The sequence below is a fragment of the Virgibacillus sp. DJP39 genome (assembly GCF_049310925.1).
GTDB lineage: Bacteria > Bacillota > Bacilli > Bacillales > Amphibacillaceae > Virgibacillus_F.
This window is the reverse complement of record NZ_JBMERP010000040.1, coordinates 1-13104: the sequence shown is the minus strand read 5'-3', so window position 1 is coordinate 13104 and position 13104 is coordinate 1. Positions and strand designations below refer to the sequence as shown.

12 protein-coding genes are annotated in these 13104 nt (G+C 38.8%); 5 read left to right on the top strand and 7 right to left on the bottom strand.

The genetic code is table 11. The annotated features are described in order from the left end of the window. The first annotated feature begins 139 nt into the window (after positions 1-139). The 5 genes from phnC to ACOI1D_RS13185 all read left to right on the top strand — a co-directional run bounded on the left by phnC (position 140) and on the right by ACOI1D_RS13185 (position 5083). On the top strand, positions 140-916 hold the full coding sequence (gene phnC, locus ACOI1D_RS13205; RefSeq protein WP_422501758.1) for a phosphonate ABC transporter ATP-binding protein: 777 nt from the start codon (positions 140-142) through the stop codon (positions 914-916). Beyond that, positions 913-1728, top strand: a complete 816-nt coding sequence (phnE, locus tag ACOI1D_RS13200; RefSeq protein WP_422501757.1) for a phosphonate ABC transporter, permease protein PhnE — start codon at positions 913-915, stop codon at positions 1726-1728. The genes phnC and phnE (ACOI1D_RS13200) overlap by 4 nt, the downstream gene beginning before the upstream one ends. Then, the gene (phnE, locus tag ACOI1D_RS13195) at positions 1728-2528 is read left to right on the top strand and encodes a phosphonate ABC transporter, permease protein PhnE (protein WP_422501756.1); all 801 of its coding nucleotides are present in this window, start codon (positions 1728-1730) and stop codon (positions 2526-2528) included. The genes phnE (ACOI1D_RS13200) and phnE (ACOI1D_RS13195) overlap by 1 nt, the downstream gene beginning before the upstream one ends. A gap of 80 nt (positions 2529-2608) precedes the next feature. Then, positions 2609-4180 (top strand): bifunctional metallophosphatase/5'-nucleotidase, encoded by a 1572-nt coding sequence (locus ACOI1D_RS13190; RefSeq protein ID WP_422501755.1) that lies wholly within the window; start codon positions 2609-2611, stop codon positions 4178-4180. Positions 4181-4435: 255 nt separating this feature from the next. Further along, positions 4436-5083 (top strand): VOC family protein, encoded by a 648-nt coding sequence (locus ACOI1D_RS13185; protein WP_422501754.1) that lies wholly within the window; start codon positions 4436-4438, stop codon positions 5081-5083. Between the two features lie 149 nt (positions 5084-5232). Here ACOI1D_RS13185 and ACOI1D_RS13180 read toward each other — a convergent pair whose 3' ends face one another. From ACOI1D_RS13180 to ACOI1D_RS13150, 7 genes are all read right to left on the bottom strand, one after another. Further along, a complete protein-coding gene (locus ACOI1D_RS13180; protein ID WP_422501753.1) occupies positions 5233-5553 on the bottom strand; it encodes a thioredoxin family protein in 321 nt (106 codons plus the stop codon). Positions 5554-5623: 70 nt separating this feature from the next. Further along, a complete protein-coding gene (locus ACOI1D_RS13175) occupies positions 5624-6439 on the bottom strand; it encodes a DUF368 domain-containing protein (protein WP_422501752.1) in 816 nt (271 codons plus the stop codon). Between the two features lie 615 nt (positions 6440-7054). Next, entirely contained in the window at positions 7055-8215 is a 1161-nt protein-coding gene (locus tag ACOI1D_RS13170) for a CapA family protein (protein WP_422501751.1), read from the bottom strand. A gap of 67 nt (positions 8216-8282) precedes the next feature. Beyond that, positions 8283-9566: a DUF2254 domain-containing protein gene (locus ACOI1D_RS13165; protein WP_422501750.1), complete on the bottom strand. Its 1284-nt coding sequence runs from the start codon at positions 9564-9566 to the stop codon at positions 8283-8285. Positions 9567-9585: 19 nt separating this feature from the next. Then, a complete protein-coding gene (locus ACOI1D_RS13160; protein WP_422501749.1) occupies positions 9586-10734 on the bottom strand; it encodes an acyl-CoA dehydrogenase family protein in 1149 nt (382 codons plus the stop codon). 13 nt (positions 10735-10747) lie between these two features. Further along, positions 10748-11518, bottom strand: a complete 771-nt coding sequence (locus ACOI1D_RS13155) for an SDR family NAD(P)-dependent oxidoreductase (RefSeq protein WP_422501748.1) — start codon at positions 11516-11518, stop codon at positions 10748-10750. Positions 11519-11530: 12 nt separating this feature from the next. Continuing rightward, positions 11531-12688, bottom strand: a complete 1158-nt coding sequence (locus tag ACOI1D_RS13150; RefSeq protein ID WP_422501747.1) for a thiolase family protein — start codon at positions 12686-12688, stop codon at positions 11531-11533. Positions 12689-13104: the final 416 nt, after the last annotated feature.

The window sequence follows — 13104 nt, the reverse complement described above, 5'->3', positions numbered from 1 at the left end:
AATCACTATTAATGCAAAGTAATATATATCAAATAGAAAAGAGAGGGGGAGGTGTTTATCTCTCTCCCTTTTTTCTAAGTTAAACAGGTAAGGGACTTTGCTTTTACAATTTTGTAATTACTGGAGGAAAATACTTGCTATGATAGAATTTAAAGATGTAAGTCTCGTTTATCCTAATGGCACTCAAGGCTTAAAGAATATTAATACTAGTATTAAAGATGGAGAGTTTGTTGTGATTGTAGGTCTGTCTGGAGCAGGGAAATCTACATTTATTCGTAGCATTAACCGTTTAGTTACTCCAACACAAGGTTCTCTGTTAGTAGATGATGAAAACATTCTTGATTTCCGCGGAAAAGACTTACGCAAACTACGTACAAAGATTGGGATGGTCTTTCAAAATTACAATCTTGTTAAACGCTCTAATGTGTTAAAAAATGTTCTTGCTGGTCGACTTGGGCACACTGGTACTGTGCGTTCAATTCTGAACCTTTATAAAAAGGAAGACGTTGGACTTGCTTATGAAAGTTTAAAACGTGTTAATATAGACGAAAAATTGTATAACCGTGCTGATGAGCTTAGTGGCGGTCAACAGCAACGTGTGAGTATTGCACGTGTGCTAACTCAAAAGCCTTCTTATATCCTGGCAGATGAACCTGTAGCATCACTTGATCCACCTACTTCTCACCAGGTTATGACATACCTGAAGAAGATTAACAAAGAAGATAATATAACAACAATCGTTAACCTTCACTTTATAGATATGGCTATGGAATATGCTGATCGTATAATAGGTATGCGCGCTGGAGAAGTTGTATTTGACGGTCCTGTATCAGAGGTTACAGAAAAAACATTTGAAGAAATCTATGGCCGTACAATACGTGAGGATGACTTGCGTGGGGGGGCCAAAGAATCGTGACCAAACAATCTAATTCTCAGGATTTAACTAATACACCATCTGTCTACCCGGCTAAAACCAAAGTTCAGATTACCACTATTCTGGTTGTCGTTTTAGGGTTTTACCTATTCAGTATGTTCTGGACACAACAAAAAATGGTTGGTGGCTTTGGTAACGCCCTCGGCAACATGGTTAGAGTTGCTGAAAAGTTCTTTCCACCTAATTTAAGTGTTATTCCTGCCGTGTGGGACCCGATGGCACAAACCATACAAATGGCAATCATAGCAACAACTGTCGCAGCGATATTAACTGTACCTTTGGCACTTTTATCTGCGCAAAATATAACAACAATTAAACCTCTTTACATTACAACCCGGACGATACTAAATATCTTACGTACTATACCGGACTTGGTTTTAGCAGTTATTTTCGTAGGATTATTTGGAGTTGGTCTATTCCCGGGTATTGTTGCACTCATTATATTTTCGTTAGGTATTTTGGCAAAGCTAATTAGTGAAACAATCGAGTCCGTTGACATGAATCCACTTGAAGCGATGCGGGCATCAGGCGGCAATGTACTTCAAGTAATATTTTTTGGATTAGTTCCTCAAGTTTTACCGCAGTTTACATCGTTTGTTTTATATGTTTTTGAAATAAATATAAGAGCGTCTGTTGTACTCGGATTAGTTGGTGCAGGTGGTATTGGATTAGTGCTTGATCAACAACTCAAGTTCTATAATTACCCAAACGTAATGGCAATAATCGTTTTGATTTTTATTGTTGTATTAATCATCGAGTATATAAGCAATAAGCTAAGGGAGGCATTAATCTAATGGAATCCAATTCATTACCTCCAAAACATCCACAATCTGGTTATAAAAAAGTGAAGAAAATACTAATAATACTGGCTCTTATCGCGGTGTACGTATGGACGTTTTTAGGCATAGACATTGATTGGGCTCGAGCAGTCGAACGTGCTATTAATAACTTTAATGTCATTATTCCTAAGTTATTTAGCCCAGACTGGACCGCGAGTGGAGAGGTCACATTAAAGATAATTGAGACAGTGCTTATTGCATTTGCAGGGTCATTTATGGCTGCTATTTTAGCTATTCCTCTTGGTTTTTTGGCTGCAAACAATATTGCTCGCAGTAATCTTCTATCTTCTTTTGGAAAATGGATTTTATCAGCTGTTCGTGCTTTTCCAGATATCATCCTGGCTATATTATTTGTAGTAGCTGTGGGACCTAATGCCTTCGCGGGTGTTCTTGCAATTGCGATCGGGTCAACTGGAATGCTCGGTAAGCTGTACTCCGAGGTGGTCGAATCAATCGACATGAAGATTGTTGAAGCAATGGAAGCGTCCGGTGCCAATAAAGTACAAATGCTTTTCTATGGCGTTATGCCGCAGATTATTCCTGAGTTCTTATCTTACGCTATCTACCGATTTGAAATTGACGTACGTGCATCATCTATACTGGGTATCGTTGGTGCAGGTGGTATTGGTACAATGATTATCTTTGCAGCAAATAATCGTAACTGGAGCGAAATGGGACTTATCCTACTAGCCATCATTATTGTTGTAACGGTAATTGACTTTATATCTGCGAGAATACGTCGAAAAATTGTATAATTACAAAACAGAAACGAAATTAAAGATTTTTTGCTTTGATTTCGTTTCTTTATTTTATTGAAAGAGGAGTATTATCAATCATGGATACAGCAAAATTAACAATTTTATATACAAGTGATGTTCACGGTAACGCCCTGCCAATTATCTATGGCACAAACGAAACTGCTGATAGTGGTTTGGCTAAATATGCAACCGTTGTAAAAAGGGCAAGAAAATCAACTAACGAACTTCTCATCCTTGATAACGGAGATTTAATTCAAGGTACCCCGCTAATGACACATTATGTGAAAGAGCATAATGACAAAGCGAACCCTATGATAGGTTTAATGAATAAAATTGGAATTGAAGCTAGTGTAATTGGCAACCATGAATTTAACTTTGGGAAAGAAATTCTAGAAAATACAGTTGACCAATCCAGCTTCCCATGGCTGTCAGCAAATACGATCAATCAATCCACAGATAAGCCTTATTTTGGTATCCCCTATTTCATCAAGACACTATCCAGCGGTGTTAAAGTTGCTGTAGTTGGGGTGACTACTCATTATATTCCTAATTGGGAGTCTCCAGACCACATTGACGGAATCAATTTTAAGGATGCGCTTACCTCGCTGAAGGAATGGGTTTCGCACATTCATAGGATAGAAAAGCCAGACCTCCTTATCGCTTCCTATCATGGGGGATTCGAAAGGGACATAGAATCAGGGGAACCAACAGAAACATTGACTGGTGAAAACCAGGGCTATCAGATGTGTCAGGAAATTGAAGGGATTGACATACTTTTAACCGGACACCAGCATCGAACATTAACAGGTACTATTAATGATGTTTTAGTTATACAACCTGGATTTAACGGCCAAGGGTATGGCGAAATTGAAGTTGAATTCAACCAAGATCAGGGTGAATGGAATATAAACAAGAAGTGTGCCAATGTCCTCGAATTAAAAGGAGTCCCTACTGATTCAGAAGCATTGGAATACATGAAAGAGTTAGAAGACTCAACCCAGCAATGGCTAGATCAGCCTACAGGTTGTATTGAAGGTGATATGACAATTAAGAGCCCTTTTCAAGCACGAGTAAAGAAGCACTCTTTTATCGAGTTTATCCAAAACGTACAAATGGCTGCAGCAGGAGTGGATATATCTGTCACCTCCTTACTCAATAATAGATCAACAGGTTTTGGATCCATAGTCACTATGCGCGATATTGTAGCGAACTACATGTACCCAAACACTTTAGTAGTTTTGGAATTGACTGGAGCTGATATCCTTGCTGCACTGGAGAAGTCTGCTTCTTACTTTATAATTAATGATTCCGGGGAGATTGGTGTTAACCCTGCCTTTGTCCATCCTAAACCACAACACTATAATTACGATATGTGGGAAGGGATTGAATACAGGATTAATGTACGAAATCCAGTAGGCTCACGTATTGAATTCGTGCGAAAAGATGGGAAACCAATTGTTCTGGATGAAACCTATGCAGTTGTATTAAACAATTATCGAGCTAACGGTGGAGGTAACTATCATATGTTCCCAAACAAACCAATTATAAAAGAAGTACAGCAGGATACAGTCGAACTGATTAGATGGTATTTTGAACAGCATAGAACAGTAAAAGCAACACTGACAGAAAATTTTCAAGTGATAAAATGACCAGGAAGAAGCCTATACCAACTGCTGGTATAGGCTTCTTCCATTAAATTTAGTATCGTGTTCACTAATGCAGTACTCTTCATTTAATCAAACAGATACTTTGCATAATACCGGTCAGAGGACGATAATATACAGAATAGATACACTAATAAATCTAAATTTATCAAGTAAAAATTCATTCACATATACGTAATACTGCATAGAAAAAGATCGCAGTTGGATAAGCGAATTATTACATTTAGGGAGTGATGCGAAATGCTAGCACTTGATCATGTCGTTATAGCTGCAATGAACGCAGAAGAATTAAGTGCCCAATATGGAAATAAGTTCACTATAAAGTCTATTAGAGGTGGCCAGCATAATGAGTGGGGTACCAAAAACTATATGTCCTACTTCTCAAATGACAGCTACATTGAATGGTTAGGGACTTACGATAATGAAAAATCAGCTCAAACAACTAACCCTTTAATAAAGCACCTTATGCATGTGCTTGAAAAAAATGTCTCTGGCCCTTTTCAGTTTGCACTGCGCACAACGCAAATGGACAATTATGTTAACCACTTCCGTGAAAAAGATATCCCGTTCGATGGTCCTTTTTCTGCTACAAGGGAAAAACCTGATGGTTCCATCTTAAAATGGAGAATGCTTTTCCCATCATATAATTATGAAACGGAGGTTTTACCTTTTTTGATTGAGTGGGAGGACCATAAACAAGCCTATCCGGATACTAGTCTATTGAATGTCCAGACTATCAGACAGATTAACTTTGGTGGAATGGATAAAGAGACTTTCTCCAGAATTTATCAACTAAAACCAAAGAAATTAAATAAAAACCAATTTCCTTTATCAAACAGTAAAATAAAATTTACAGACGACGAGAAACTGGAGTTTGATTTGGTATAAAATCACCAAAAGAGGCTGGGACAAAACCCTATAAAAATGAATAAACCGCATGAAATCAAATTTAAACAACTTGATTTCATGCGGTTTTATTTTCACGGTTTGTACTAAATCAATCAGTTTTCCACTTATGTCCCAGCCTCTTTTACTGTTTAACCTAGTTGTTGTTGTAAAAACTCACTTACTGACTCAGGTGATTTGGTATGTGCACTATGCTGATGGGCTAGTTTTTCCCCGTTTTTAAAAATCAGGATGCTTGGAATTCCCATAACTTCATATTTTTCAGCAAGACCGTCTACCTCGTCACTATTAACCTCATACCATTCGTAACCGCTGAATTCTTCTTTTACGTCCCCGATAAACATGTCCATTCGTTTGCAATCAGGACACCAATCAGCAAAAAACTTTATAATAACAGGCTTTTCACTTTGAATAACCTCATTGAAATTGTCTACACTCTTTATTTGTTTCATTCATTAACACTCCCTCATTTAGTACTACCTCTATCTTACTGATTAACTGGATACTTGTCTTATAATCTGTTTAGGACCTATATTCTACTCGACCTAGAACATAAGCAACCAACAGTCCGCCAGCAAACGTAACTACACTCAAAATCAGGAGTTCATTATTGACCGGGAACCCTGGATATACAACGAAAATTGAACCAATGACCAGTCCAATAATAAGTGCAAACGTCCCATGGCGATAGTTTTTTAAAAAGAAATTAATGATTTTACTCATTACGAGAAGTCCGATTATAATCCCTACTCCAACTACAGCGATAACATCCAGTTTTAAATTGCTTATTGCTCCAATAATCGTTGGATATACGCCAATTATTAATAACATAAATGATCCACTGATGCCTGGTAAAATCATTGCACTACTGGCAATCATTCCTGAAAAAAATAATAATATGTATGTGGACGTTGTAATGTTTTCTATAACCCCAGGCTCACTTGTTTGAATAAAAGCCATTGATCCTACAATAACAGCACCAATCAGCAACACACCATAATGTTTTACCTGAAATGTGCTTTTTGCTTCTGCTTCATGAAAAAGGTACGGCAAAATGCCAATAATAAGTCCTAAAAAGAAGAATTGTGTCGGCCCTGCATAGTGTTCAAATAACCATTCAATTAGGCGACTCAAAAGAAGTATTGCTGTTCCTACCCCTATACCAAGTGGCAATAGAAATCCAAGCTGTTTCTTCCATTCCTTGCCGAATATCCCGTTGATTGCGGCAATTAAACGGTCATATATTCCTAATAAAACAGCAATTGTACCACCGCTCACACCAGGAATTACGTCACTTGCCCCCATCAACATACCACGGTAAATATTTTTCCATTCCATACGTTACGTTATCCCCTTTACATAAGCATAATTACATTAATGCATACGACTATCCTATCTATTAAAAATTTAGGCTGTTTTCTAAAAGATTGTTGTTTTTAGACACAAAATCTATAAACTGCGACGTATGCGCTAGATTGATTTCCTCTACCAACCCTTAACTGAATTGGTGCCGATCCAACGCTGCTGAAAAACACTCGCTTTCCGTGGGGAACGCTTCAGCCTCCTTGGAGAAAAAACCGCTCACTGCGGGGTCTTCAGACTGTTCCTTTCCCACTGGAGTCTCGCATTTTCCCTCCGCTTAGATAGGTTTTTGTTCAAGGGAGAAGAACCCAAAAAGGCACAGAATTCATGCGCAGCTTTCTATCTTAGTGAAGGCAGAATACGAAGACTCCTGCGGGAACAGCACGAGTCGAAGACCCCGGAAGAAGCGCTCTTTGCTTCTGAGGAGACTGAGGCCGTGCCCGCGGAAAGCAAAGTATTCTGCCGGAACGGCGTAGAGAAAGTTTTCATTACGTCGCAGTTTCCATCAAAAGCAACGCAACTTAACAGCTTAACTATTTTGTATCATACAGTAGGTGAACCTCAAATTCAAAGGAATAATACTTGTTTTACCTATTCCTCAATAAACTCCAACTCAGGTAACCACTGGGACATATGTACTTTCATTTCATTGTAGTGCTTTTGGGCATTAGGAAGTACTGCATTACTAAGCTTAAACATCGGGATTACATCAAAACTAGCATTGTGCTTATCGTCGACAAAGGTGGGCATAAACTTTGGAGATACAATTTCTATATTTTCCTCACTATTTCCATTAGTTTTGCGGATTGTAAATTGTACCATTCCTCCAATTCGACGATATAATTCCTCCTGACCTGATAAAAAATTGCCGAGCGAATATGCCACAAATGTCTTGTGCCCATTTCTACCTCGTAGATAGTCTACAGGCTGCAGCACATGTGGGTGATGTCCAATTACGACGTGAACGCCTTGGTCTGCAATAAACTGCACAAGTTCCTTTTGTTCCTGACTTGGCATTCGTTGATACTCATTACCAAAATGGAGACTTAAAACAATTACATCCGATATTTTTCCTGCTTCTTTAATATCTGAAGCCATTTTTTGCTTATCAATTAAATTCACTAAATAATCTTTACCGCTTGGAACTGGAATTCCATTTGTACCGTATGTGTAAGCAAGAAAGGCTATAGAAATTTGATTAGCCTGCAGGACACGTATGTTGTTTCGATCTTTTTCACTCTTATATGCGCCTGTGTACATCATATCAATTTTTTCCCAATATGAAATTGCATTTTGAATTGCTGTTTCTCCACCATCTAATGTGTGATTATTTGCGATGGTTACAACATCTACTCCGGCATTCTTAAGTCCGGCTCCTAGTTCCTGTGGGCTATTGAAGGTAGGATAGGTGGACAAACCTAGCTCCACGCCTCCAATCATCGTTTCCTGATTAGCGATCGTTATGTCAGATTTTTTAAGATAAGGTGCTACCTCATCCAACATTGGGGTAAAGTTATATTGTGTACCATTAAATGCATCCTGATAGATCTTTTGGTGAATTAACAAATCTCCTATTGCTGAAAGCGTAACCTCATGTGGTTTATATATGTTTAAAACTTGATTTAGTTGTTTTTCATCAACAGTGGTTTCGATTTTAGAATGATTGGTTGCACCATCCAGATTACCCTCTGTGCAAGCAGTTAATAATAAAACACAAAAGCATATGAGAAAGCTGGCTTTGCACCTGGACATAGTAAGTCACCCCCTTTTTTTTCCAATTGTATCATATTAATGGTTCATTTCGACAATTTTCACAGTATTATTCAAAAGCACATTGCTCCTTGAGTTTCCTGCAAATACTTTGTAAATGTTCGTTGTCTAACGTAGATAAACTGTCAGGTTCAATAACATCCATTATATAGTAATGAAACGTCCATACTTTTTGTTTTATTGAGTTCTCGCTAACAACTGCTATTTTGTATAGTACTTCAATCATGGCGTATAGCATGGAGATATCTTCTTTCCCATAATGCCTGATTTGATAAAAAGACTTGTAAAGGTACTCATCAAAAAGCTTCGGTTTACTAATAACGCGTAAATTCTTTTTGTCATCAGTAAAGTAGCGATTCTCATTGTAGGTTTCTCCGATTTCGCTTAACAACGAGCCAATTCTATTTAAACAATTTATTGCTGTATGAGGATCATTTATAGCTGGTGATATAGCTCGAAGTGCAATTTCCACTAACTTTTGGAGCATAAATTCCACGTCTTGAATATCAGTACGTTCATTTCCTATTATAAGAAACTGGTTAAATTTGTAATTCCGATTGTTTGTTTCGACCACACTCATAAGAGGTGACCCCTTTACTACAAAGTCACCGATTTGCACATCAACTTGCAATATACATTCCTGATTGGTAGCCTGCTTTACAAGCTCGGTCCATTCTATTTTTTGAATATAGCCGGAACTCTGGGCATAAACCAGCTGCTTATCATTATTTTGAATTTCCTCAAGTTCATCCTCATCCCACTCAACGTACCCATTAAGATTGTAATCCTTATATGTGTTTTTGATTACTTGAGATCCGTCATTTCTAATCTTGCCAATTAAATTGTTGACCTGGATCCATCTAGCAGAATGGTGAATGAAATAAACAAAGAATGCCAAAGTTAATATAGCCACAATCACCATTATGATCGGACCAATTAATGATGGCCCTTTACCCGCAGTCACTAAATGAATCAGTGCTAAAATAAACCCTAAACAATAAACTCCTAATACATTTTGTGTTGCACGACTTCCCATAAAGTCCTGCAATGTACGTGGAGAGAACTGAGTCGAGTATGTTGTTAAAACAACCATAATCACAGAAAAACTGATGGTCGTCATTGTTAAAATTCCCATTACGAGTGACGAGTACAAATCAATCATAACTTTGTTTGTTGTTAGCAGAATCTCTGGAAGGTTATTCTTGAAATTCATCAATAGCCACTTGTCTGCTATGGATATAATGATAGCTAGTAGAATTGCGACTACTCCATATACCGCTGAGATAAACCAAAAGCTATCACGGATTTTGATCGATATTTTAGATTGATTCATAATTTCTCCTTAGACAGGATTATAGTCCCATATTTTTTGCAATAATTGTTTTCATAATCTCATTTGTACCGGCATAAATTGCAGCTACTGGTGTATCCCTGTATCTTCTGGCAATTTTATAATCTTCCATGTACCCATATCCTCCATGAAGCTGCATGCATTCCGAAGCGATTTCCTTTGCTGTATCTGTAAGCCAATACTTAGCCATGGATACTTTCGTAACTATATCTTTACCCGCGACGTGCTCTTCTATTAGTGATTCTAAAAATGACTTTCCGAGTTCAACTTTAGTAGCTATTTCTGCAAGTTTAAATTGTGTATTTTGAAATGAACTAACCGGTCTACCAAAGGCATTCCGCTGCTTGACATAATCAATAGTCATTTCAAGCATATCAGCTGAGGCGGACTGTCCAGCTATTGCAACTATAAGACGCTCCTGTTGTAGTTTTTCCATTAAGTAATGGAATCCCTTTCCTTCCTCACCAATTAAGTTCTTAACAGGGACACGGCAGTCGTCAAAATATAACTCTGCGGTGTCCTGAGCATGCATGCCAACCTTATTTAACTTGGGTCCACGCGTGAATCCTTTTGTCCCTTCCTCAACAACAAGTAAACTAATTCCTTTATGCTTTGGCTCAATCTCCGGATCCGTTTTTACGACAAGAAGTATTAAATCTGCATGAATTCCATTTGTGATGAATGTTTTCTGTCCATTTACAATATAATGGTCTCCATTACGAATGGCAGAGGTTTTAATACTGGCTAAATCGGAACCAGTACCAGGCTCTGTCATTGCGATAGCGGTAATATGTTCTCCATTAACACACCCGGGTAACCATGAAGACTTTTGTTCGTCGGTTCCATAGGATTCAATGTAAGGGACAACTATGTCATTATGCAAGCCAATACCAGTCAAACTAGTACCAACTTTCTCAAGCTCTTCTAATAGAATCACTGAGTAAGTAAAGTCAAGACCCAGTCCTCCATATTGCTCCGATACGTGTGGGCATAAAAAGCCCATTTCGGCCATTTTATTCCAGAACTCTCTTGGGATAATTCGATCACTTTCCCATTGTTCATAGTGTGGGATAACTTCAGTTTGCAGAAATTTCTTAAGTGTATTTCGAAACAATACATGATGATCTGTTTCAAAGCGATATTTCCCCATCAAAATTAACCTCCTATTTAGGTTGCATTCTAAGCGCACCATCTAATCGAATTACTTCCCCGTTCAGCATTGGATTTGCCATAATACTATCCATTAACTTAGCATATTCGGCTGGATTGCCTAGGCGATTTGGAAATGGCACAGTTGAACCTAAAGCATCTTTAGCCGCCTGTGGAAGTGTATCAAACATTGGCGTTTCAAAAAGGCCTGGCGCGATCGTCATTACACGGATTCCAAGTGATGAAAATTCTCTGGCAAGTGGCAATGTCATACTAGCCACCCCGCCCTTTGAAGCGCTATATGCTGCTTGCCCAATTTGTCCTTCAAATGCTGCTGCAGATGCAGTATTCAGTATTACTCCGCGCTCACCCTCATCATTGACATCATTTTCTTTCATATAATCCGATACGACACGAATCATGTTGAAGGTCCCAATTAAATTGATTTTGATTACTTTTTCAAATGCTGCTAATTCCATTACTCCTTTTCTTCCTAAAACCTTGCCAGGAGTTGCAATGCCAGCGCAGTTAATCAAGCCATTTACTTTCCCTTGCGTCTTTACTATCTCTTGAACGTTATTTTCCACCTCTTCAGCTGAGGTTACATCGGTCTTTTTAAATATAATTTGTTTGCTGCCAATTTCTTTTATTAATGCTTCGGCTCTTTCCTGATTTAAATCAACTATGGCAACCTTTCCTCCAGCTTCAGCAATACGTCTGACACAAGCCTCCCCTAAACCAGAGGCACCGCCTGTGACAATCGCTGATAAATGACGTAGTTCCATCCAATTCCTCCTCTACTCTCCAGAAATCCGTTCAATGATTGTCGCATTCGCCATTCCCATACCTTCACAAATAGCCAGTAATCCATATTTACCATTAGACCGGTCTAATTCGTTCATTAAAGTAACAAGTAATTTGGTTCCTGTTGCACCTAATGGGTGGCCAAGCGCAATAGCTCCGCCGTTCACATTCAGTTTCGCGTGGTCTGCCTGTAAATCGTGAAGCCACGCTAAAGGCACTGATGCAAAAGCCTCGTTTACTTCATACCGATCCATTTGATTTAGAGTAAGATTAGCTTTTGCCAAAACCTTCTTAGTGGCTGCAATCGGTCCTGTTAACATGAGTGTTGGATCAGACCCAACAACAGCCCTTGCGATAATCTTAGCCCTTGGCTTTAATCCAAGTTCTTCTGCCTTCTCACGTGACATCAGTAATACGGCTGAAGCACCATCGCTCATTTGACTTGCATTTCCAGCAGTGACTTTTCCATCTTTTTTAAAGACAGATGGTAAACCAGCAAGCGTCTCCATTGTTGATCCCACGCGCGGTCCCTCGTCAGTCTGCATCAATTGCTGCTCGCCGTTGTCTGCAGTTACTTCCACAGATACAATTTCATTTTTAAATTTTCCTTCATGAATAGCATTTATGGCACGATTATGGCTATCAAGGGAATAAGCATCTAGCTCCTCCCTTGAAAAACCCCATTTGTCCGCAATCTTTTCTGCAGAAATTCCCTGGTTAACAATTTCATAGGATTCTGTAAGTAACTTACTCGGTTTAGCTTCTTTCATATTTGACATCATTGGCTCACGTGTCATGTTTTCCACACCACCAGCTATTACGATGTCCATATCACCAGCGGCAATTGCCTGCGCTCCAAAATGAACAGCCTGCTGACTCGAGCCGCATTGCCTGTCAATTGTTACACCAGGAACCTCAACTGGGAATCCAGCAATTAGTGCCGCAGTCCGGGCAATATTACCGGCTTGTTCCCCACTTTGTGTTACGCACCCCAAAATAACGTCTTCAATATCTTCTTTATTTACATTAGCCCTTTTTACTAATTCATCCAGAACAACTGCCGCTAACTCATCTGGCCGGTAATTCGAAAACATTCCTTTTCTTTTTCCTATTGCTGTTCTGCAACCCTCAACAATAACAACCTCACGCATATTGTTTACACCTCATCCTTTTTAAAATACTTACTTCCAGTATATCTGTTTACCTTTAAACCATAAAGGTTATTTTAGATTATTCTAAAAAAACTGCGGTATTCTAAGGAGGTGGTGTAGTGCGGGATTTTCGAGCACCAACTAGATGAATTCGAGCGCTGTACTGTTTTTTCGAGCACCAAGCATCGGAAAACGCGCACCAAACGCGTGGCGCTCGATTCTTGCCTGTCGGTGCTCGATTCCTTACAATTGTTAAGGTACCTATAGAGTAGACATTCTCTAAAACCGCGCAGTCTGTTACCCTAGTTATAGGGAAATACGAAAGGACGGATGAGGCAGTGGTATCTAAGAAAAATCAATATTCCTATCACACTAAAAAAGAGATCGTAGAACGATATTTTGAGGGGGCTAGCACG

Coding starts and splice junctions, on each gene's coding strand:
- ACOI1D_RS13175 (WP_422501752.1), bottom strand. CDS start 6,439: ATGGAATGGAAAAATATTTACCGTGGTATGTTGATGGGGGCAAGTGAC.
- ACOI1D_RS13150 (WP_422501747.1), bottom strand. CDS start 12,688: ATGCGTGAGGTTGTTATTGTTGAGGGTTGCAGAACAGCAATAGGAAAA.
- ACOI1D_RS13180 (WP_422501753.1), bottom strand. CDS start 5,553: ATGAAACAAATAAAGAGTGTAGACAATTTCAATGAGGTTATTCAAAGT.
- ACOI1D_RS13190 (WP_422501755.1), top strand. CDS start 2,609: ATGGATACAGCAAAATTAACAATTTTATATACAAGTGATGTTCACGGT.
- phnE (WP_422501756.1), top strand. CDS start 1,728: ATGGAATCCAATTCATTACCTCCAAAACATCCACAATCTGGTTATAAA.
- phnC (WP_422501758.1), top strand. CDS start 140: ATGATAGAATTTAAAGATGTAAGTCTCGTTTATCCTAATGGCACTCAA.
- ACOI1D_RS13170 (WP_422501751.1), bottom strand. CDS start 8,215: ATGTCCAGGTGCAAAGCCAGCTTTCTCATATGCTTTTGTGTTTTATTA.
- ACOI1D_RS13185 (WP_422501754.1), top strand. CDS start 4,436: ATGCTAGCACTTGATCATGTCGTTATAGCTGCAATGAACGCAGAAGAA.
- ACOI1D_RS13160 (WP_422501749.1), bottom strand. CDS start 10,734: ATGGGGAAATATCGCTTTGAAACAGATCATCATGTATTGTTTCGAAAT.
- ACOI1D_RS13155 (WP_422501748.1), bottom strand. CDS start 11,518: ATGGAACTACGTCATTTATCAGCGATTGTCACAGGCGGTGCCTCTGGT.
- ACOI1D_RS13165 (WP_422501750.1), bottom strand. CDS start 9,566: ATGAATCAATCTAAAATATCGATCAAAATCCGTGATAGCTTTTGGTTT.